19 protein-coding genes and 2 tRNA genes are annotated in these 20,954 nt (G+C 43.9%); 8 read left to right on the top strand and 13 right to left on the bottom strand.

Annotated features, from left to right (window positions below; translation table 11 throughout):
- The first annotated feature begins 63 nt into the window (after positions 1–63).
- The 4 genes from R3D00_22185 to R3D00_22170 all read left to right on the top strand — a co-directional run bounded on the left by R3D00_22185 (position 64) and on the right by R3D00_22170 (position 4,447).
- A complete protein-coding gene (locus R3D00_22185) occupies positions 64–612 on the top strand; it encodes a YceI family protein (protein ID MEZ4775905.1) in 549 nt (182 codons plus the stop codon).
- Positions 613–2,261: 1,649 nt separating this feature from the next.
- Complete coding sequence (locus R3D00_22180; protein ID MEZ4775904.1) at positions 2,262–3,923, top strand: DUF4038 domain-containing protein; 1,662 nt, start codon at positions 2,262–2,264, stop codon at positions 3,921–3,923.
- 10 nt (positions 3,924–3,933) lie between these two features.
- Positions 3,934–4,302, top strand: a complete 369-nt coding sequence (locus R3D00_22175; protein MEZ4775903.1) for a hypothetical protein — start codon at positions 3,934–3,936, stop codon at positions 4,300–4,302.
- Between the two features lie 71 nt (positions 4,303–4,373).
- Positions 4,374–4,447: transfer RNA gene (locus R3D00_22170), tRNA-Asp, on the top strand.
- 233 nt (positions 4,448–4,680) lie between these two features.
- On the opposite strand, the gene R3D00_22165 is transcribed toward R3D00_22170, so the two are convergent.
- Entirely contained in the window at positions 4,681–8,694 is a 4,014-nt protein-coding gene (locus R3D00_22165) for a hypothetical protein (protein MEZ4775902.1), read from the bottom strand.
- A gap of 237 nt (positions 8,695–8,931) precedes the next feature.
- On the opposite strand from R3D00_22165, the gene R3D00_22160 reads away from it, so the two are divergent.
- Positions 8,932–9,252: a transposase gene (locus tag R3D00_22160; GenBank protein MEZ4775901.1), complete on the top strand. Its 321-nt coding sequence runs from the start codon at positions 8,932–8,934 to the stop codon at positions 9,250–9,252.
- Between the two features lie 10 nt (positions 9,253–9,262).
- On the opposite strand, the gene R3D00_22155 is transcribed toward R3D00_22160, so the two are convergent.
- Both R3D00_22155 and R3D00_22150 read right to left on the bottom strand, forming a co-directional pair.
- Positions 9,263–10,312, bottom strand: a complete 1,050-nt coding sequence (locus R3D00_22155) for a PAS domain-containing sensor histidine kinase (protein MEZ4775900.1) — start codon at positions 10,310–10,312, stop codon at positions 9,263–9,265.
- 114 nt (positions 10,313–10,426) lie between these two features.
- Entirely contained in the window at positions 10,427–11,365 is a 939-nt protein-coding gene (locus R3D00_22150; protein ID MEZ4775899.1) for a D-2-hydroxyacid dehydrogenase family protein, read from the bottom strand.
- Positions 11,366–11,630: 265 nt separating this feature from the next.
- Here R3D00_22150 and R3D00_22145 point away from each other — a divergent pair, with 265 nt between their 5' ends.
- Positions 11,631–12,038 carry a GNAT family N-acetyltransferase gene (locus R3D00_22145; GenBank protein MEZ4775898.1) on the top strand — a complete coding sequence of 136 codons (408 nt, stop codon included), beginning with the start codon at positions 11,631–11,633 and terminating at the stop codon, positions 12,036–12,038.
- A 94-nt stretch (positions 12,039–12,132) separates the two neighbouring features.
- On the opposite strand, the gene R3D00_22140 is transcribed toward R3D00_22145, so the two are convergent.
- From R3D00_22140 to R3D00_22125, 4 genes are all read right to left on the bottom strand, one after another.
- Positions 12,133–12,218, bottom strand: a tRNA-Leu gene (locus R3D00_22140).
- 65 nt (positions 12,219–12,283) lie between these two features.
- Positions 12,284–12,688, bottom strand: a complete 405-nt coding sequence (locus tag R3D00_22135) for a DUF6691 family protein (protein MEZ4775897.1) — start codon at positions 12,686–12,688, stop codon at positions 12,284–12,286.
- Positions 12,689–12,785: 97 nt separating this feature from the next.
- On the bottom strand, positions 12,786–13,349 hold the full coding sequence (locus R3D00_22130) for a YeeE/YedE thiosulfate transporter family protein (protein MEZ4775896.1): 564 nt from the start codon (positions 13,347–13,349) through the stop codon (positions 12,786–12,788).
- Positions 13,350–13,450: 101 nt separating this feature from the next.
- Positions 13,451–13,909 carry a rhodanese-like domain-containing protein gene (locus R3D00_22125; GenBank protein MEZ4775895.1) on the bottom strand — a complete coding sequence of 153 codons (459 nt, stop codon included), beginning with the start codon at positions 13,907–13,909 and terminating at the stop codon, positions 13,451–13,453.
- Between the two features lie 80 nt (positions 13,910–13,989).
- Between R3D00_22125 and R3D00_22120 the strand changes: the two genes are divergently transcribed.
- Both R3D00_22120 and R3D00_22115 read left to right on the top strand, forming a co-directional pair.
- Positions 13,990–15,081, top strand: coding sequence for a M42 family metallopeptidase (locus tag R3D00_22120; GenBank protein MEZ4775894.1), 1,092 nt, complete (start codon positions 13,990–13,992; stop codon positions 15,079–15,081).
- Positions 15,029–16,336, top strand: a complete 1,308-nt coding sequence (locus R3D00_22115; GenBank protein MEZ4775893.1) for a hypothetical protein — start codon at positions 15,029–15,031, stop codon at positions 16,334–16,336. Before R3D00_22120 ends, R3D00_22115 begins: the two co-directional genes overlap by 53 nt.
- 44 nt (positions 16,337–16,380) lie before the next feature.
- On the opposite strand, the gene raiA is transcribed toward R3D00_22115, so the two are convergent.
- The 6 genes from raiA to R3D00_22085 all read right to left on the bottom strand — a co-directional run bounded on the left by raiA (position 16,381) and on the right by R3D00_22085 (position 20,930).
- Positions 16,381–16,698, bottom strand: a complete 318-nt coding sequence (gene raiA / locus R3D00_22110; GenBank protein MEZ4775892.1) for a ribosome-associated translation inhibitor RaiA — start codon at positions 16,696–16,698, stop codon at positions 16,381–16,383.
- The gene (locus R3D00_22105) at positions 16,695–17,615 is read right to left on the bottom strand and encodes a tyrosine-type recombinase/integrase (GenBank protein MEZ4775891.1); all 921 of its coding nucleotides are present in this window, start codon (positions 17,613–17,615) and stop codon (positions 16,695–16,697) included. The genes raiA and R3D00_22105 overlap by 4 nt, the downstream gene beginning before the upstream one ends.
- A 242-nt stretch (positions 17,616–17,857) precedes the next feature.
- Complete coding sequence (gene rpsU, locus R3D00_22100; protein MEZ4775890.1) at positions 17,858–18,037, bottom strand: 30S ribosomal protein S21; 180 nt, start codon at positions 18,035–18,037, stop codon at positions 17,858–17,860.
- Between the two features lie 110 nt (positions 18,038–18,147).
- Positions 18,148–18,951, bottom strand: coding sequence for a pyrroline-5-carboxylate reductase (gene proC, locus R3D00_22095; protein ID MEZ4775889.1), 804 nt, complete (start codon positions 18,949–18,951; stop codon positions 18,148–18,150).
- The gene (locus R3D00_22090) at positions 18,952–20,181 is read right to left on the bottom strand and encodes a 3-phosphoshikimate 1-carboxyvinyltransferase (protein MEZ4775888.1); all 1,230 of its coding nucleotides are present in this window, start codon (positions 20,179–20,181) and stop codon (positions 18,952–18,954) included.
- On the bottom strand, positions 20,178–20,930 hold the full coding sequence (locus R3D00_22085) for an FkbM family methyltransferase (GenBank protein ID MEZ4775887.1): 753 nt from the start codon (positions 20,928–20,930) through the stop codon (positions 20,178–20,180). The genes R3D00_22090 and R3D00_22085 overlap by 4 nt, the downstream gene beginning before the upstream one ends.
- Positions 20,931–20,954: the final 24 nt, after the last annotated feature.

Below are 20,954 nucleotides of genomic sequence, written 5' to 3'. Positions count from 1 at the left end.
GGTAATTGAGCGGGCGAACTTTGTGTTGTTAAGTCAATCATCATTTACCAAACAAAAATTCTTATGGCAAACGCACAAGTATCCACCAAAACCCAATGGGCCATTGATCCGGCACATACAGAAGTAACTTTCAAGGTAAAGCACCTGGTCATCACGACAGTTACCGGTACATTCAGCAAATTTGAAGGCGCGGTATATGCAGATCAGGACGACTTCAGTGATGCAGAGATCAGCTTCAGCATTGATGTAAACAGCATTAGCACCAACAATGCAGACCGCGATGCACACCTTAAGTCAGACGATTTTTTCTCAGCAGAAAAATATTCGCACCTGGTATTCAGCAACGGATTGTTGAGTAAAACAGCTTCCGGCGACTACAAACTGACCGGAGACCTGAAAATTCGCGACATCACCAAAACAGTTACACTTGATGTAGATTACAATGGGACGGTAAAAGATCCATGGGGCAACAGCAAAGCAGGATTTGAGATTACCGGAAATATCAACCGCAAAGACTTCAACCTCACATGGAATGCAGTAACCGAATCAGGTGGGCTGTTGGTAGGAGAAGATGTAAAACTGATGATCAGCGTACAATTGGCTAAGGCATAGGCAATTTCAGCGCTGATTCTCCGGGCATGGAACTAACACCAGGTAGTTGCATGCCCGTTTTTTTTTGGGGGGGGCGGGGAAAAGGCGTGAGGGGTTATGAGGGCGGAAACGGTTGGAGCGGTTGAAACCGTTGGAATCGGCTGGAATCCGTTAGAAACCGTTGGAATCGGCTGGAAACCGTTGAAATCCGTTTCCAACCGTTGGAAACCAACCGTTGGAATCCGTTGGAAACCAACCGTTGGAATCCGTTGAAAACCGTTGGAAACCGTTACAATCAGTTGGAATCGGCTGGAATCCGTTACAATCAGTTGGAATCGGCTGGAATCCGTTACAAACCGTTAGAATCCGTTACAAACCGTTGGAAACCGTTACAATCCGTTACAAACCATTGGAAACCGTTACAATCCGTTGAAAACCGTTGGAAACCAACCGTTGGAATCGGCTGGAATCCGCTACAAACCGGTAGAATCCGTTGGAAACCGTTGGAAACCGTTGGAAACCGTTAGAATCCGTTGAAAACCGTTGGAAACCGTTAGAATCCGTTGGAAACCGTTACAATCCGTTGAAAACCGTTGAAATCCGTTGAAATCCGTTGGAAACCGTTATAATTCGTTGGAAACCGTTACAATCCGTTGAAAACCGTTGGAAACCGTTACAATCCGTTGGAATCGGCTGGAATCCGTTACAAACCGTTTCAAACGGTATAATAATTAGTAAAATCCTGATAATCAGGAAATTCCTCCAAAAAAAAACCGTTGCAAACGGATACAGAAACATATAAAACCCTGGTAATCAACCAATTAAACCATACCATCAATCTAAAATCCGTTACAAACCGTTTCAAACGGATACAGAAATTTACAAAACATTGATAATCAAGACATTGCAATCTGAAATCCGTTACAAACCGTTTCAAACCGTTTCAAACCGTTTCAAACCGTTTCAAACGGATAAAAAAAATCATAAAATACTGATAATCAAATAATTACTACTAAAAACCGTTTCAAACCGTTTCCAACGGATACATAGATTGTTAAATTTTTGATAATCAACCAATTACCCCCCAAAACCGTTTAAAATCCGTTTCAATCCGCTACAAACCGTTACAAACGATATAATAACGGAATTGTAAAGCAATTGGGAGAAGGTAATCTTTCCGAAGCGAAGCAGAAACCATCTGCATAAGCAGACTCACAAAGGCCTCACAAAGGACACAAGGAAACTGTGCTTTGTGTCCCTCGTGGCTTCCTGGTGTCCTTCGTGGTTTATCCCAATAAGTTGATAATTCCGTATAATAATTATTAAAATCCTGATAATCAACAAATTACCCATCCATCAAATAACCGTTATAAACGGATATAAAAAATCATAAACTAATGATAATCAAATAATTACCACAAAAAAACCGTTGCAATCCGTTACAATCCGTTGGAAACCCTTACAAACCGTTACAAACGGATACAAAAAACCCACAAAACACTGACAATCAACCCATTAAACCATAACATCAATCTAAAATCTGTTTCAAACCTGCCCTAAAGAACTCTGCGACTGCAGTTCGCGAAAACCACTCATCCTTCTTCACCTTTTCTCCTATTTTCCTGCATTTTTCAAAATCAAACCTTATTTTAGGGCAAAAACCAAAACCCATGCCCTCCAATCCTTTCGCTCGATTTTTCCTGTTATTTTGGATAGCCGCATTTATGGCTTGTGAATCCATACCCCAAATCCCTCAATGGGAAACCTTCGAAATATCTCTTCACACGGAAAATACCTACGCGAATCCCTATTCAGACGTAGAGCTCTGGGCCTCATTCTCCAACGAATCTGGTGAAACTCTTGTCCGGCCCGGATTCTGGGATGGCGGAAATACCTGGAAAATTCGGTTTGCATCTCCCGACAATCACTCCACCTGGCAATGGAAAACCTACGCCTCTCCGGAAAATGATCAAAATCTTCACGGGAAAACGGGTAAAATCCGGGCAGTGCCTGCCTCCAACAGCAACCGTTTCTCTACTCATGGTCTGCTAAAAATGTCGCCGGGGAAAAGAAACGTCGTTCACCACGACGGTACTTCCTTTTTACTGATTGGAGATACCCCCTGGTCTATTCCTTTCCGGGCAACCACCGACCAGGTAACCGTCTATGCAACTGACCGCCAGCAAAAGGGCTTTAACGCGGCCCTCCTCATGAGCGTACAGCCAGACATGCATGCCGAAGGCCCTGATGCCAGAAATACGCCCATGGGTTTTACCCGTGGATTTGCAGACCTGGCCGATGGGCACATCAATCAATTAAACCCCGGCTATTTTCAATACCTCGATTCCCTGACCGATATCCTCATTGATCATGAAATTGTGCCTGTCTATCAACCTGTTTTTCACGGTTTTGGCTGGAAAGGACTGGATGTGCTGGGAAATACCATCGATCCGGATGAGTACGTGCGTTACTGCAAATACCTCCTCGCCCGTTATGGAAGCAAACCGGCATTTTGGCTTCTTGCAGGTGATAATGGCGGCATAGACCCCGGCGTAAAGGAAAGTGGTGAAATGATGGAAAAATGGGACTGTTACCACCAGCCTACAGGCCTTCATTACAACCCCTGTGATGACTATATTGCCGAATGGGCCATCAACAACCCGCTCAAACACTGCGAACACTACAACAAAGCCTGGCAGGCCGAAAACTGGCTCGACTTCCAGTGGGCTCAAACAGGCCATGGTGGCGAACACTTATACCACAAGGTGGAGCGAATGTACAACAACCTTCCGGTAAAAGCATCAGCCAACGGAGAACCTACTTATGAGGGCATGAACGATGGTAAAAATGGCCTCGGATGGTGGCAGGGCGAAGAGGCATGGATGCAACTTATGTCAGGAGGAACCATGGGCGTAGTATATGGGGCCGCTGGAATCTGGCAGTGGAAAGTCTCGCCTGACGAAGATGGCTGGACTTCGTGGGCCAGCCAAAACAAATCGTGGCGGGAAGCCCTCGATATGGAAGGCAGCCGCTATGTGGGGTATCTGGCAAAAGCTTTCGACGGTTACGATTTTGCCGATATGGAAAAACGGTGGGATCTTACCGAAAACAACCTGCCGTTGCTGGCTGTTGATGGCAAATTTTATATCAGTTATCTCAACAAGGGGGGCGAAATCAGGATTCCTTCTCTACCGGCTGGTTTGCCGTGGAAATGGTTTAATCCTCAACAAGGAACGTTTGAAGATGAAGGTGTTACAGAAAGCGGGGCTAGATTTGTAACTCCGGGCAACGCACCGAAAGTGCTTATTATCGGGAAAAGAATTGGTGAATAATATCCGTTTTATGGCTGAACACAAACGATGTACAGGCTGGTGGAAACAGTATAACCACCGCGAGGAAATGGAAGGACTTCTGATATCCATCGATGGCAACAGCATTTCCGGCTCAGGATACGATGTGGTAGGAATGTTTATCCTTTCCGGTATCCTGTCTGAGGATTTATCGGTCAATATCCTTAAGCAGTATATTGATAAACACAGTGTAAATTATAAAGGTCAGTTTGACGGAATCTCCCGAATGTGGGGGCTATGGACGATTGACTGGATGGCGGGTCCGTGGGAGATACAATTTAGAGAAAAAACACAGGAAAGCTACGTATCTGAAAAAGAGGATATTATGCCTTCCGGCACACAAACAGGTGATAATTCTTAACATTTTTTTCATCCGACTATTGCATAAAAGAAAAAACCACATAACTTTGCAACGCAATTGAGAATTGCAACGGTTCGGTAGTTCAGTTGGTTAGAATACGTGCCTGTCACGCACGGGGTCGCGGGTTCGAGTCCCGTCCGGACCGCTTTTAACATTAGAAAAACGCTTAAATTTAATTATTTAAGCGTTTTTTGCGTCTGTAGGGGTGATATTATTTTTCATTTACTTACCCTTACAAAGCAGGTTTTTACAGGTGGCTATATATTCCGAAGTTGAACTCATAAAGTCAATGTAAGTGGATAAGCTATTCCTAGCAATACCCCTAGATAACAGTCAGTAACTGGATGTAACTGAAGGTGGATGTGGAAAAGAAGTTATTTATTTCCCAAATAGATCTTCAAATTCTAACTTGGGAAAAAGGTGGAGTTCGCTGAAAAGAATTTCTGACATAAGTTTTGCTGTTCGTTCCTTTCCCGTAATAAATGGTTCTTCATTGAACCGGAGTAGAAGATGTACAAATTGAATGTATGCTGTATCCCTTCCCTCAAGGTCATATTTATCCAATGTTCCTTTGCCAACCAAATCTTTGAAATTATGATCAATTATCCTGTTTGCTTCTATTATCCTTGGCTGAAGGGTAGAGAGTTGATTTCGGAACAAAACAAGAGCCAATGTGAACCTAAATATCGTGTCGACATTTTGGTTTTTGCCTATCCAATGACCAAGTTCATCTTTTAAGAAATCAATGTCAATGGTGTCAGACACAAATGTCCTTAAGATTTGCCAAGGGTCTTCCACCAAAAAATGAGCTTTTTCTGAATCTAATTTCATGTACCATTTTAAGGCACTCTTGAATATTGCATTCTGGTTCCCTATATCCTTCAGGAATTCTGGTCGATTAAAATCGAAATTCCTTTTTCCGTAAACACCATAGTATGTATTGGCGTATTCTGCCTCACGCTCTACTCTGATCTCCAATCTCCGTTCACTAAATTGAAGAACCCAATCGAAGCCACGCTTGGCGAAGAAATAGTCAAGTATCTTGGCAAGGTGATATCCTTCCCGGTATATGTCAAGATTGGGAGAATGATTGTACAATAAGTCAATCAGGAATTCCTCATCAAATTCATTTTCTGCATCAAAAAAATGGCCCAAAATATGATCAGTTTTACCTGAGCAAGCATTTGACAGGAAATTTAGCAGGTAATGCAGGAATTCCTTTCGGTCGGATTTGACCATCAAAGGCACCAGGATACTGAGTTTATCGTGGATCCTATTCTCAATGGTCCCTTCCTCTGATGATTTTACTAAGGTGGAAAACTCTGAAAAAATCCTCTTCAGGGTTGAAAAATCATCTTCGGTCATTTTAGCCATTCCTTTTTCCAAAATCCCTTGATAATAAACCTCAAGAATGCTTAACAAAGAACTTCTGGAACCTATCCCCAGCAAAAAATTGATCTTGTTGCGAAAAAATTCCTTTGAGCCTTTATCATGAAAATAAATTCTTGCCAACCAATCTGTTCCATCGGAAAGCGCTAACTTTTGGTTCAACTCTAAGAGTCTGGGGTAGAGGATTTCAAGTTTTAGATCGCTATCCCCTCCAATCCGACAAATTAAAATTGATGCCCCACGTTCATGCCCCTTCTTTTCAAACATCTGATCGTAAGAGTCTAGCTTTAGAATGTCAGTTATGGCTTCTTCCTCGTTTGAATATGAGCTGATTAGCTTTTGGAATTTATCTTCATCTCGCGTCCAATTTCTTCCAGAATAAAGCATCAAGGACAATTCTTCGAAAATGGATTTGCCCGTTTCAAGTTGGTTAAATAGTACCTCATATTTGTCGCGGATTTCATGAAATTCATCTGAACCTGTACTTATTCTCTCTTTTCCAAGTTTGGCTCTGAAAAGAAACCCATATACTTCAAAAGCAATTTCAGTAAAGAAGTCAATGATTTTCTTCGCCTCCTCTATACCTCCGAAAGTTTCCGATCCTTCTTCTGCCCTGATATACCGATTAGAACGATATTGCAAGTCCTCATGTGCTTTGACTATTGCTTTGAGGATTTTTTCTCGATTCGCAGGATTTTGGTCGCTTCTAAAGAAATGAATCAAAATGGATAAATAATTGAGTCTGAATTCGTGAACTTGGGGGTGGTCAGGAAGATGCAAGGATGCAAACATCATGGCGCCGTATAGTTCTCCTCTTTCTTTGACATCTATTGTTTGTGAAAAACTTGTCTTAAGTAATTCTTCTGACAAAGTGACCAGTATTTCTTGTTGTTCTTTCGGAGATATTTCATTTCCCATGATTAACTTCAGAAGGGAATTTTGTCTTACTAAAGGAGTAACGCCCTCACTTTGGTAAAGGTCCACATCTCGAATCAGGAAACATTGTTTCAATAAATCCCAGTTTCCCTCAGCCCTTGAGAGAATTAGGACTCTTTTAAAAATCTCCGGTATAAGGTTTAGTGAAATTGAAAGCTGGACCGAAATCTGTGTAATAGATGATAGGTTATACTGAAGGAAGCTCTTTTCCTTTTCTTTCTCGGCCACTAATTTGTGGATTGGATGATTTCTGTTCTTAGAAACGAACATAACGGCATCCAAAATAGTGAACGAATATTGGGGTAAAATATGAGCAAGGTTTTTTCCGATGGACAGTAATTCATCCCAATAATAGAGATCAGCATCTCCAATTTCTTCCTTAAGGCGCTCGATATATACTTTAAGAACCCTTAAAGCAACTTCAGAATTACCAGGATTGATTTCTTTAGTTTCAAATAGATTCTGAATTACATTTTTCAGGTATGGACTTACACCTTCCGTGGAAAGTAGTTCCTCCATCAGCTTCTCATCATCCGTGAACCAGTTAATGATTTGATCAGCAAAGGGATCAGGCTGGATGGAATAATATATGTTTGGGACCGCCCAATAAGTTTGATTGTCCCCTTGAACTTCTCGATCATCCAACAACAGAATTTCTGGATCCCTTTCGTAATATATCATCATGCCTTCCTGATGAATTTCATCAAGAAGAAACGATTTGACGAGAGCTTTGAGCAACTTCTTTAGCCTACTGGTTTTTAGTTCAAGGAAATTGCCAATAAACTGGCCTTTATTCTGTAGCGTAAATGGAGAAATGATCGAAAGAAGCCAAATACATTTTTTAATGATCTTCGATTTCAGACCTGTTTCCTTTTTAATCTTTATGATTACCTCATCTACATATTTTTCAATTGCTTGGCCGAAATTCAGATCCTTATCTTCAAATATTTTCGATGAACTGCCTGATTTTTTGATCGTATAACAAAGAGCCGTGATTACCAATGGCACTCCTCCGGATCTTCGAGCCAGCCAAGCTAATTCACTCGGTTTATAATCATTTTCACCAAGAAGTAGGGCACATGCCAAATATGCTTCTGCCTGTTTAAGTGAGCCAAGAATTAAGTCTTCCTTAAGTTCCTCATGAATAGAGAATTCAGCCATAATTTTATCAAATAACGGGATTCTCGTAGTTAGGATAATTTTTATGCGCCCCTTGAATTCGGGAAGTCTGACTATTGAAACAATGTCTTTTAGGTTTGAGAAGGCATGAGCATCATCGACAAGAATCAAAAACTTGTTCCTACCCATCAGAGATCTCCGAAATTCAGAGGGATCAAATCCCATCTGCGTCAGAAAAGCGTAACAATGCCAATCAGGTTTCTCCCGATCAATGATCCTAAAGAAATCCACAATTAATCGGGTTTTCCCATATCCACCAGACCCGACAACTGAAATCACAGATTTCTTGTCATTGGAAAGAAAAGACTTTAGTGTTTCAATTTCATCCTTCCTTCCGGCGAAAGGGTTATGAAAATTGAAGGGGCCCTTATTTTCAGGATCGAGTTGTTCTGAAAATTTTTCACGATAGGGTACAATGATGGCACCTCTATCTCCAAAGAAAGTACGGTATATGATTGGGTGCCCCATGAGTAGTGCTTCGATTTTTCCACCATCCCATACCTCAATATTTGGTTCCTTGTCATGAGAATCCTTGGCAACCTTCTTACCGAGGTTTTCAAGTTCTTGAATCTTTTGGGGTAGAAAATCGGTGTTAGTAAGAAAAATTACATGATCCTCATTCTGAAAATTCTTTTCAATATCATTTTTGATGTCTAATTTTAGAGTATTAAAAGCGGTTTTCTTATCTGTATTATGGAATTTCGCTTGGAACCGCCATTTTCCATCTTTACCAGCATATTCGCCTTCGTATAGTTCATCAATGCCTCCATCCTTTCCGGGTGCCGTGAAGACTTTCGCGTGTTTGGAAACATCATGAATAACTAAGGCATTGCAGAGCCTTTGAAAGCGATCTCCATCGAAAAGAGACCAATTAAGGTTTTGATTCATAAGCTCAAATTATAAACATATTGCCTTTTCCGTAACCTTTGTTCCCAAAGATCCATAATCTGTTCTGAGACTTTCTATTCGGCAACTCTAATGTACTTTAAAAATGCCTTTTCAGTTTCATGTCCGGTAATTTTCATTATTAATTTTGCCAGCATTCCATTGTTCTCTTCCCCCCAAGCGCCCCAGTTGAAAAGTAGAAATTATCATGGATAATTTTAACTTTCAAAAAAACGTAAAATGAAAACGAGTCAATTCAGTCTGACCCAACGCAAGGCGATTGTTTCCCAACGCCAAACGGGTGCGAGTGTGGAAGAAATCTGCCGAATGCATCAGATTAGTCCGGCGACTTTTTACAATTGGGAAAAAGTGCTGAAAGAAGATCAGGATGAGGATAAACGGCGGATTAAACAGCTAGAACAGGAGAATGCCCGATTGAAAAAGATGTATGAAGATTCCCCCGCGATGGAAGCCGCAATCGCCGATTTTCTCGGCCTGAGCAGCCAAAAACTGTCTGTGTATATCCGGCAGATAGAAAAAGATAAAAAGCCTGATTTATAGGAAAATCTGTTCAATTCAACCGCACAAAAAATACTGTCCCTTCATTTACCTTACTCATTACCGTAATTTTCCCGCCCATAGCCTCTACCTGTGTTCGGGTGATAAACAACCCCACTCCCCGGGCCTCAGGGTGTTCATGAAAGGTTCTGTGCAAACCAAAAATTTTATCCCTGTTGTGATTCAGGTCTATCCCCAATCCGTTGTCCCTGACGGACAGGATAATGCTCTTCGGTGTACGATATGTTTTAATATGTATCTGAGGAGAACGCCCTGGATGGCTGTATTTCAGTGCATTGGACAAAAGATTTTGAATAATGCTTTCCAGATATATCGTCAGATACTCTATTTCTGAAGCCTGGGAAAAATCAGTGGTAAGGCTTGCGCTTGTCTCCATAATCTGCCCCTCAAGTGAATCGCGGATTTTCTCAAAGACAGAGGCAAAAGATACTCTTTCTCTATCCTTCATCGATTCTATTCTGATCTGTATCACCTCCAGCAGCTTGTTCAGTGTGCCTGTAAGACTGAAAATGTTCTTCTCCAGCTTTTCTATCACCAATGCTCTTCCTTTGCTGGTTTTTTCGGTTTTCAAAAACTGCAGGAGCATCCCGAAGTTGCTCACAGGGCTCCGCAAATTGTGAGAAATAATATGCGAGAAGTTCTCCAACTTCTTATTCTGCTCCCTCAGATTGTTCATCAGTTGTACCCGATCCGTAACATCGCGTATAGAGGCTACTACACAACGCTGGCCTTTCAGGGGACTTAGACTTATTTCTACTGGAAATTCTTTCCCATGCCGATTGACAGCCAGAAGGTTCATCATAGAACCCATTGGCCTCACATGCGGAGACTGGAAGTAGCTTTTGCGATGGTGTGGATGCTTTTCCCTGAATCTTTTGGGCATGAGTATTTCCATGCTTGCTCCGACCAGCTCTGATTTTCCATATTTAAATAATACCTCAGTCTGGCAGTTAACCTGAACTATGGTACCTGATTCATCGACAATTATTACGGCATCCGGAACAGAATCAAGGAGTTCTGTGCAAATATCCAAGTCTATCATTTTCCCAAATTATGTAAAAGCCATGAACCGTTAAAGACATTATGCTATTATCCCATACATACGTATAGCTCTCATATAAAACGGCCAATCAATGATTCTCACGATCATTGCTGATCATACAGAACTCGTCGATATGTATTTTAATACATTATCTATCGCCATTCCAAAATATAATTCGTAACTGTTTTTTTCTACATATCCCAGATGTGGGCTGCAAATAACGTTTGGCATATTCAGCAAAGGGTAAGCTTTGTCATAAATGGGTTCAGACTCATACACATCTATTGCTGCAAAACCAGGTCTGCCTGATTTTAATGATTCCAGCAATACATTTTCCTCCATCAACTCTGCGCGGGAAGTGTTTACAATCAGGGAAGTGGGTTTCATCACACTTAAATCTGACTTTGTAATTTGCCCTCTTGTCGTCTCATTTAACCGGAGATGAATGGAGACAACGTCAGCGGTGGAAAAAAATGAATTTTTAGATTCCGCTATTTCATAGCCATCTGTGGCGGCTCGCCTTTGGCTTTCTTCGCTACCCCAAATCAATACGCGCGCACCAAATGCTTTTGCATAACCGGCTACCAATTTTCCGATACGGCCATAACTCCAAATTCCGATGGTTTTGCCTTTGACAACATGCCCTAAATTGGTTTGCCACTTTCCGTCTTTCATCCCCTCCACCGCACGGGGAAATTGCCGCAATCCGCTCATGATAAGTAGCCAGGTAAGTTCTGCAGGAGCCGTAGGATCGCCCCTGCCTTCCAGTAAAGTTACGCCAAATGCCTTACACGCTTTTATATCTATATGACCGGAATTTGTACCGGTTTGAGAGATTATTTTCAGGCTGGGAAGCAGGGAAAGTAAATTTTCCGTAATCGGGGTTCTTTCTCGGTTTAGGATCAAAACCTCCGGATTATTCATTGCTACAGCTAATTCCGCTTCGTCAGAAATGGCTTTATGGAGTATGGTGATGTCATGGCCACTGAGAAGCCGAAAACAATCTAATGATTGAATCACATCCTGATAGTCATCTGTAAATGTTATTCTCAAGAGTTATGGCTTTTAGATAATTATTTAAAAAAAAGTTCCGGCCTTTAGCCTTTTACCATCTCTTTGCGAAAACCATTAGTTTGAGGATGTTCCCTATTTCTGGTAATCAGCGCCATCCCACTGACTAAATTTATGTAAATAAATTTAATCCAATGGATTTTTCAGGAATTTACGGGAAATCTTGTGTGTAGTGAACAGCAAACCGGCAATATTGCAGATGCGTGGTGGTGGTCTCAAAATGGCCACAATAGTTGAATGAAAAAATATGAAAATAACTATTTCTGACAGGCGAGACATTAAGCAGGAAGACATTTTGGAATTGTACCGGGCCAACAAGTGGAGTTCGGCTGACAAACCAACCGAACTCTGCAACGCCTTAAAAAACTCCCATTCACTGTTTTCGGCCTGGGATGGTGAAAGGTTAGTCGGAATCGGTAATGCGATATCAGACGGATTCCTGGTTGTTTATTATCCCCACCTCCTTGTACATCCAGACTATCAGGGTAAGGGTATCGGGCAAATGATTGTGAAACACATGCAGGAAAAATATGGCCACTTCCACATGCAAATGCTAACTGCAGACGGGAAAGCCATTGAATTTTACCAAAAGGCAGGATTTGCCAGGGCGGGACAAACGCAGTCCATGTGGATCTATCAGGGAGATGAACATTGAGCCAGGGCTGGGAAAGCAAGGCAGGTGGTAATACCTCTTCAATACCTTTATTTCCCCCACAAAAAAAGCCCCCGAAATTCTCCGGAGGCTTAAATACCCGAGACCGGAATCGAACCGGTACGAACATTGCTGTTCACAAGATTTTAAGTCTTGCGTGTCTACCAGTTTCACCACTCGGGCGGTTCAATCAGTAGTTGCGCAAAGGTAAAGCTACCTGTCTGTTTTCGCAAGAAAAAAATGCGTATTCAATGGGGCAAATACTGCCGCACCATCCCATATACCCAGGTGCCCAATATTGCACTGAGAATTACTACGACAAAAACGGTGATCCCGTTTCCTACCAGTATATACAATGGCCCGGGACACGCGCCCGTCAACGCCCAGCCCATTCCGAATATCGTGCCGCCAAACAGATACCGCGGTACGCTAAACGTCTTCTCCGGCACGACAATCGGTTCGCCGTGTATGGATTTCACTTTGTATTTTTTCAGCAGATATACCAGCACAATGCCCAGCGTCACGGCCGAGCCGATAATGCCGTACATGTGGAAAGACTGAAAGCGAAACATCTCCTGTATCCGGTACCATGATATGGCTTCAGACTTGGTAAGTATGATCCCAAACAACATCCCCACAATCAGATAGGTCATATATCCTCTGATTGGATTCACTTTTTCGGGAGTAACCGCGACCTGGCCGCACTCCTCCGCATCCATCATTGTAACGGGTTTTTCGGTTATCATATCCTTAGAGTTTAGCGAGGTAAGGGAAAATCAAATGGGTGACAAACAGCCCCCCCAGAAAAAAGCCAATCACGGCTATCAGGGAAGAAACCTGAAGGTTGGACAAACCGGTAATCGCATGCCCCGAAGTACAACCCGCAGCATACCGGGTGCCAAATCCTACCAAAAATCCGCCCAGGACAATAAAAATCATGCCTTTCACACTCAGCAGGGAAGACCAGGAGAAAATCTCAGGCGGGGCCAGATGATGCGCATCGGTGCTAAATCCCTGTGCGCCCAGATCTGAAAGCGTCGCAGTGGAAAGCTGTATAGGCTCCGGATTGGAAAGTACCGTAGCTGCGATCATTCCGCCCAGAAGGGCACCCACCACAAACACCAGATTCCATATCTGGTCCTGCCAGCGATACTGGAAAAAAGAATTGGTTTTCCCGGCACCTCCGATCGCGCAGAGATCGCGCAAAGTCGAGGAAATACCGAACGTTTTGCCCATAAAGAGCATCAAACCCAGAATCATCGTTAGCAATGGGCCTGAAATATACCAGGGCCATGCACTTCTTAGTAAATCCATAGTATCCAGATTAGTTAAAAATAAATTTTCCCGGGGCGAGGAATGATTTTTTTATTGCTCTGGATATGGTTGTACAGATGAATAGCGATACGAAATCGGGATCAGGGAGTTACAACCGGCAATCCACTGGATTTCCACTGGATAATGCCGCCTTTCAAATCATAAATCTCCTGAAAACCCATTTTTTTCATTATTTCTGCACTCTGCCCGCTCCTTGCACCCTTTGCACAATACACAAAAACCGGTTTTGCGGGATCAAGTGTGCTCAGTTGCTCCTTAAAATCGGGAGACTGAAGATTGATATTGCGGGCATTGGCTAAATGGCCGGAAGCTACTTCACCTTCCGTGCGCACATCGATGAGCTGTGCATCGGGAGTTGCTTCGAGTTGCTGCTTAAACCCCTCAGGATCAAGCAATTTAAATATTTTGGCGGACTGTTCCTGTGCAGTTTCAGGCGCTTTCCCGGCTTCCGAAGATCCGGATTGCTGGGATTTGGACTGACAGGCTACCAGCAACAAAAGGCCGGAAAGAAGAAGTTGATATACGATTTGTTTTTTCATCTATGCGTGTTTCTTAATTCAAAGATACAAAAATAGTAAATTTTTCTACCTTTGTCGTTCACCACAAACTAACCTATTATATGCCCGCATTATCTGTGCTCAACGATCAATCCCTGTCATTTCTGGAAGCGTATATCAACAACCCCTCTCCGACAGGATTTGAATCTGGCGGACAAAAGCTCTGGTTGGACTATATCCGGCCTTATGTGGATGAGTACGAGATAGATGCCTACGGCTCGGTCTTTGGTGTCATTAATCCGGGGCGGAGCTATCGTGTAGTGATTGAGGCACACGCCGACGAAATTTCCTGGTTTGTCAACTACATCACAGATGATGGATACATTTACCTGGTCAGAAATGGCGGTTCCGACCACCAGATTGCGCCTTCCAAAAGGGTAAATATTCATACTGACAAGGGGATTGTCAAAGCCGTATTTGGCTGGCCGGCTATTCACACCCGGCATGATACTTCCAAAGACAATGGTCCTACAGTAAAAAATATTTTCCTGGACTGCGGCTGCCGCACAAAAAAAGAAATTGAAGAACTGGGGATCCATGTTGGTTGTGTGGTTACCTATGAAGATGAGTTTACCACACTCAATGACCGCTATTTTGTGGGAAGGGCCCTCGACAACCGGGTAGGTGGGTTTATGATTGCTCAGGTCGCCAGGCTTTTACAGGAAAATAATATCGTCCTCCCCTACTCCCTTTACGTGGTAAATGCTGTACAGGAAGAGGTCGGATTACGCGGCGCGCAAATGGTTGCTGAAAGAATCAACCCCAATGTGGCGATTGTTACGGACGTAACCCATGATACGTTCAGCCCGATGATTGATAAAATATCTCATGGAGAAGTTCGCTCCGGTGAAGGCCCTTCACTGACCGTCGGACCCGCTGTACACAACAAGCTGCTGCGTCTGATCCAGGATACCGCCCGCGACTTCGAGATTCCCTTCCAGCGGGAAGCGGCTTCACGTTCTACCGGAACAGACACCGACGCTTTTGCCTATTCAAATAAAGGTGTACCTTCTGCCCTGATATCTCTTCCCTTGAAATATATGCACACTACGGTTGAAATGGCCCACAAGGCAGATGTCGAAAGTGTAGTAAAACTGATTTATGAGTCACTCCAACGCATTCAAGACGGGCACGACTTCAGGTATTTTGCCTGATCTACGGTCCTTTCTGATACTAACGGTTCTGCTCTCTGCGCTTTCTTTGTTTGAAAGTTGCACAAAACCTGCGCAAACGCGCAGAGCGTCAGAAGTATTTCTGCAAACGGTCGAAAGTGCAGATGATGCCGGCCTTGATACGCTTCGCAATCAAATGGGTGATTTGGTTTTGCTGCCGGAAGACCTTCCCGCTATCCTGCAGGTGCTGGAAAAACCTAAACCAGATGACAAGCTTGGAGAAAACAGCATTCGGTTTCTGCTGTTTCAACGACTGGCTGGCATTCAGAATGAAGAAACCTCCAGATTTATCGAACAGCTTTTCCCTTCGCTCGAAGGAAATGCCGCGCTCCAGGCTGCGGCTCTTGGCGTATTGGCTCAGGGCAAATCAGAAGAACCCCTCCGTATCATGATGCGGATCCTCCGCCAGGATACGCCCGGGCTGGGACCTTATGAGGGAATGGTGCTTGGACAATTGTTTGAATTTCCCGAAAAAATACCGCTGATTTCAGAAGAACTTTTCCTCCTTGCAATTGATTCTCCCTATGAACTCCAGGCGTTGGAATTGATTGCAGCAGGCCTTTCCGCTGGCCAGATAAAACCTGCCGATATGCAGGGCAGCCTGACTGCACTGGTCAATAAATTTCAACAAACAGGGCTTTCAGCCCAGACTTCCCGCCGCACAGCGGAAGTCAGCGATGAAACGGGACAGATAAAATCTTCTATTCTGCAATGTTTTGCCTATTTCCCGGCAGATACGACCATCGGCCAGTTGCTTTACCAGACCATGAATGATTCCAAAGAAAAACCCAGCGTACGGCTGGCTGCAGCAATGGCTGCTTTGAACGGAGGTTTTGTCGTAGAATCAGCCATCTGGGAAATGCTGGCAGGAGATTTTCGCACCCGGAATCAATTGTTTATCGATCTTGCCCAATCCGGTCACGGCGCTTTGTTTCCAGCCACATATTTTAATCAACAGGCTTTAGCCGAAGGAGACCTCGCCGCCTGGCTGGCATCGCGTGGAAATACGCCGGAGGCTTTTAGGTTAACCGGAAAAGTGAAAATAGAAAATGGCCCCGAAGCCGGCAATATTTTTGTATTTGAGTTTAAAGAAAAAGGGCAATGGATGGCGGGAATCAGCGGTCCCCAACCGCTGGACTCTACCGATGTGGTGGAAACCGGTTACCTCACTACCAGCAAATTTGAAAAAACGGGAAAAAGGAAACTCACAGAGATCGTCGAAGATTTGATCGAATAAAAAAGGCTGCCCGCAGGCAGCCTGTAAATGTGTAAGTATATCGCTTAAGAGCCTGAAGCCCTGACGCGGCCTTTGGTTTTGCCCTTATAGCGGCGAAGTTGTTCTTTAATTTTGTCGGTGGTAAGGTCTATGGCTTCTTCAAAAGTCTGGCCGGTCTCCGTGGCCAATAGCGTGTCTCCTGGTACATTCATTTTTACTTCTACAAACTTATTCCCTCCCTTAATATCATTGTGAAGCTTTAGGATGACTTCGCCATCAACGATCCGGTCATAAAACTGGTCAAGTTTGTCGCACTTTTTCTGGATGTAAGCTTTCAGGTGATCGGCGGCATCAAAATGAATGGACTGAATGGTGATTTTCATATTGAATCTTGTTTATGGATGATTGCCCGGGGATGGGCTTGAGTATGAACAGCTTTTAGTTTGCTGATAGAATTGTGGGTATAAACCTGGGTAGCAGCCAGACTCGAATGCCCTAAAAGCTCCTTGATAGCATTCAGGTCTGCGCCATTATCCAATAAATGTGTTGCAAATGTATGTCGGAGAATATGCGGGCTTTTTCGGGCAAGAGAGGTCACTTGCGCCAGATATTTTCCGACAATCCGGTGAATCAGCCGGGGATACAGCACCTCTCCGTTTTTGCGCATAAACAGATGATCTTCAGCGGAATAACCTGCGGCCTCCACTGCTTTCAGATAGTGCGCCAGCGCGGTCTCCACATTTTTTCCAAAAGGAAGAATTCTTTCTTTGTTTCCTTTACCGGTGACGCGCACGGTGCGGTCATATTCATTGATATCGCTTTGCCGGAGGCTGATAAGCTCAGCACGGCGCAGTCCGCAACCATAAAACAATTCGAGGATTGCCCTGTCCCGAATTCCTTCAAAATCATTGGGAAAAGGTATATGATCAAATAGGTTTTCTGTTTCAGATTCCTTCAGGAATGCGGGGAGTTTTTTTTCAAAACCTGGGATTTTTACTCTGGCCGCAGGATTGGCAGAGACGATTTCGGATTTCTGTAAAAAGGAAAAAAAAGTCTTTAGTGTAGAAATCTTTCTTCCGACTGTACGTGTCGAATGCCCCGACTCCAGTAAAGAAGCCATCCATGCACGAATATTTTTATGAGTAATTTTCGCTGCGTCAGCAGGAGTATAGAGGCTCAATTCCAGCTCTGTGGATATCCAGTCAGCGAACTGATCCAGATCCGTGATATAAGCGTTTTCGGTCAGCGGCGAATATCGTCTTTCGACCTTAATATAGCGCTGAAATTGAGTTTTTAACATCGGGAGTTGTTGACTTTATACTTTTCTTACGTTCAAAATGGACTAAAAGGTTGACGAATCGACAGGTATTTTTGTCCCTCCCTGATGATATTCATCATCTGTAAAGCATCCTTGAAAGTAAAGAATTAATCTAAGTAAAAACTCACCGGAAATCAAGTCAAAAATACAAACCGCCCAACCTCTGGGAGATTGGGCGGCGCTCAATTTGTTTTACTTCCTGTCGGACAGGATGGAATCATTGATTAGAAGTTATCATTAGCGTAATGACGCTGACGGTTGATGGCTTTTTTCTCCATCTCCTTTTTGTCCTCCGATGGTTTTCTGTAGAACATACGTCCACGAACGGATTTCAAAATGCCGGTCTTTTCAAACTTCTTTTTATATCTTCGGAGTGCACGATCAATCGACTCTCCTTCTTTCACCTTGATGATAATCACGTTACTTACCTCCTCTCTTGATGGAATAAATAGCGGGTAAAACTATAAATTATCTAAATACCGCGCAACACCTTGCGCGAAATATCTGTTCAAATTCATGGATTACTCAATGCATTGGCTCTTTTGCGTGCCTCTTCAAGACCATTGATAATCAATTTATTTAAATCTACGCCTTGAAAATAGCGGATCGTGGCTTCTGTTGTCCCGCCTTTCGAAGACACCTTGTCAATCCACTCCTGACAATTCAGGCTGTTACGGTTGAGCAGATTTATCGCACCCAAAAAAGTCTGACTTACCAGCAGTTGGGCTTCGGAACCTGAAAAGCCCATTTCTCTGGCGCCGTCCATCATGGCATTCATAAAGTAATAGACAAACGCAGGTCCGCTGCCAGAAATAGCTGTAGCAGCATCGAGCATGGGTTCCTGCGGCGTGTAGAGGGTTTTTCCGGTTGTATTGAGCAGGTTTTGGATGGCGAATATTTCCACCTTACTCACTTTCTTCGAAGTCGTAAACACGGTCATCCCCTGCCCTACCTGTGCGGGAAGGTTGGGCATAGCCCTGACGATTTTGTCTACTCCCATACGCGCAAAAATGGTTTTCACGGTAATCCCCGCCATGATCGACAAAATCAACTGGTCTTTGCGAAGGTAAGGAGTCAGTGTTTGGGAGAGTTCTGCAAAATCCTGTGGTTTTACGCTGAGGATAATCAGGTCCATTTCGCGAACAAATTCACCCGGAACCGTTTGCAACGGGTTGGAAGACAGGAGGCGGAGTTCAGCTGCTTTGCCTGTTCCTTTTTCCAGAAAGAACATATCTTCCGGTCGCACCACGCTCCCGGTAATAAAACTTTGGGCGTAGGTGGTGCCCATATTTCCTGCACCAATAATCAGAACTTTCATCTACCACTCTGTGATTTTAAATCCCACGGCACTGAGATGCTCCCAGTATTCGGGATATGATTTTTTTACTACCTCGTGATCTTTGACCAGTAATTCATTTTGCAACAAAGCCAATGGTGCAAATGCCATGGCCATCCGGTGATCTTCGTAGGTTTCGATGCTTTTGGCCGAGGCAGTGGATTTACCTGTAATTGTACAGGCATGGTCGCCGTGAACCTGCACCTCTACCCCAAATTTGGCCAGTTCATCGCGGATCGCATTGATGCGGTCAGTCTCTTTGATACGCAGGGTATGGAGGCCGGTCATTTTCACAGGAATACCCGTTGCGGCACTCACTACGGCAATGGTTTGGGCGAGGTCAGGGGTTTCGGTAAAATCAATTTCCAGCATCCCTTCTGTCTGTTTAGGAGCAGATTTGATCAATGCCACCCCATCAGCATGGAATATAGCCTTCACGCCGAAATACTCCATATAATCCACAATGGCCTTATCACCCTGGAAAGAGTTTTCCCGCAGACCTTCAAGGAAGATTTCCGCTTCTTCAGCCAGCGCCACCATGCTAAACCAGTAGCTGGCGGCAGACCAGTCAGATTCAATAGTGTATGCGGTCGGTGAATAAGCTTTTTCGGGAACGACAATCGTCTGATTTTCCCAATGGGTGTCAACTCCAAAGGTCAGCATCAGCTGCCGCGTCATTTCTATATAGGGTTTTGAGGTAATATCACCTTCCAGATAAAGCCGCAGCCCTCCGGGCAGGGTCGGCGCAATCAGCAATATAGCTGTGATAAACTGGCTGCTGACATTTCCGCGCATCGTCAATTCTCCTCCGTGAAGGGGTTCTCCCCGGCTGACAATATGCAGCGGCGGGAATCCTTCCTGTTTCCAGTAGTCGATATTGGCACCCAGACTACGCAGCGCATCTACCAGAATACCAATCGGACGTTTGCACATACGCGGCGTTCCGGTCAAAATCTGATCCCGGCCAACAGCAGCAAAATATGCAGTCAGAAATCGCATGGTCGTACCCGCGTCAATGACATCGAGTACATGTCCTTCGGAATCCAGCAATTTGATCATGGTCTGCGTATCCCGCGCAGATGAAAGGTTGCGTATTTCACTACGCCCCTGGCAGAGCGCATTGATAATCAGCACCCGGTTGCTCTCACTTTTGGAAGCCGGCAGAGAGACGCTTGCCTTCAGCGATTTTCGCAATGCGAAAAGAGAAATCATAAAACTTTGCTTTCTGGAAGAAAAAAGAAATTATGGTTGGGGTGAAGGTCTGGTTCAAAATCCACAAGCGTGTCGGCTACCAGCACTTTGGCTGTATAGCCGACGGCATGCAGCATTTGCATACAATTTCGGCGATTTTCATTGTCCCACAATTCGCAATAAATAACAGGCATGTTTCGCAACAGCAGATTTTTTGCTCCCTGAAGTACAAATTGTTCGTAGTTTTCCACATCCATTTTTATCGCCGTAATCTGTACATTCGGACCAAAGTTCCATTCATCCAAAGCCGCCTGCGGTACCCGGTAAGAAACATGTTTGACCGGATAACCTTCTATCGTTTCGTGCCTGATATAAGAAAGTCCCTGCATTTTCACTCCTTCTATCACTGGCATTTTTATTTCAACTTCTCCGTTTTCAGGTCCTAATGCCACCTGATGCAGAGAAACATTCCCGAGGCGAAGATATTCCACCACCTTCCTGAGCGTCCGAAAATTGTCCGGCACAGGCTCAAAGGCAAATACCTTCCCATTTACGCATTTCCGGGCCATCAGCGCTGTCATGATACCGATATTGGCACCAATATCCAGTACGGTATCATTGGGCGAAAGCATACTGAGGAAAAAATTAAAATCCCCTTCTTTATTTTTTCCGTCCCAACGTAAGGTCCTGATCTTGAACAAAGAAAATACAAAGAGGTATCGATCAAACCCCAATACACGCTGCAAAATGGCCTGAATGGCTTTCTTCATAGGCACCAAAGGTAGTATTTTTTC

The organism is Bacteroidia bacterium, from assembly GCA_041391665.1.
Taxonomy (GTDB): Bacteria; Bacteroidota; Bacteroidia; order J057; family J057; genus JAGQVA01.
This window is presented reverse-complemented; position numbering and strand designations above follow the sequence as displayed.

Excerpts from the sequence above, each read along its gene's own strand:
- R3D00_22105 (MEZ4775891.1), bottom strand. The coding sequence starts at position 17,615 with ATGTTAAAAACTCAATTTCAGCGCTATATTAAGGTCGAAAGACGATAT.
- R3D00_22175 (MEZ4775903.1), top strand. The coding sequence starts at position 3,934 with ATGGCTGAACACAAACGATGTACAGGCTGGTGGAAACAGTATAACCAC.
- R3D00_22145 (MEZ4775898.1), top strand. The coding sequence starts at position 11,631 with ATGAAAATAACTATTTCTGACAGGCGAGACATTAAGCAGGAAGACATT.
- R3D00_22180 (MEZ4775904.1), top strand. The coding sequence starts at position 2,262 with ATGCCCTCCAATCCTTTCGCTCGATTTTTCCTGTTATTTTGGATAGCC.
- R3D00_22085 (MEZ4775887.1), bottom strand. The coding sequence starts at position 20,930 with ATGAAGAAAGCCATTCAGGCCATTTTGCAGCGTGTATTGGGGTTTGAT.
- R3D00_22090 (MEZ4775888.1), bottom strand. The coding sequence starts at position 20,181 with ATGATTTCTCTTTTCGCATTGCGAAAATCGCTGAAGGCAAGCGTCTCT.
- R3D00_22155 (MEZ4775900.1), bottom strand. The coding sequence starts at position 10,312 with ATGATAGACTTGGATATTTGCACAGAACTCCTTGATTCTGTTCCGGAT.
- R3D00_22160 (MEZ4775901.1), top strand. The coding sequence starts at position 8,932 with ATGAAAACGAGTCAATTCAGTCTGACCCAACGCAAGGCGATTGTTTCC.
- R3D00_22120 (MEZ4775894.1), top strand. The coding sequence starts at position 13,990 with ATGCCCGCATTATCTGTGCTCAACGATCAATCCCTGTCATTTCTGGAA.
- proC (MEZ4775889.1), bottom strand. The coding sequence starts at position 18,951 with ATGAAAGTTCTGATTATTGGTGCAGGAAATATGGGCACCACCTACGCC.
- R3D00_22165 (MEZ4775902.1), bottom strand. The coding sequence starts at position 8,694 with ATGAATCAAAACCTTAATTGGTCTCTTTTCGATGGAGATCGCTTTCAA.
- R3D00_22185 (MEZ4775905.1), top strand. The coding sequence starts at position 64 with ATGGCAAACGCACAAGTATCCACCAAAACCCAATGGGCCATTGATCCG.
- R3D00_22115 (MEZ4775893.1), top strand. The coding sequence starts at position 15,029 with ATGAGTCACTCCAACGCATTCAAGACGGGCACGACTTCAGGTATTTTG.
- raiA (MEZ4775892.1), bottom strand. The coding sequence starts at position 16,698 with ATGAAAATCACCATTCAGTCCATTCATTTTGATGCCGCCGATCACCTG.
- R3D00_22135 (MEZ4775897.1), bottom strand. The coding sequence starts at position 12,688 with ATGACCTATCTGATTGTGGGGATGTTGTTTGGGATCATACTTACCAAG.
- R3D00_22130 (MEZ4775896.1), bottom strand. The coding sequence starts at position 13,349 with ATGGATTTACTAAGAAGTGCATGGCCCTGGTATATTTCAGGCCCATTG.
- R3D00_22125 (MEZ4775895.1), bottom strand. The coding sequence starts at position 13,909 with ATGAAAAAACAAATCGTATATCAACTTCTTCTTTCCGGCCTTTTGTTG.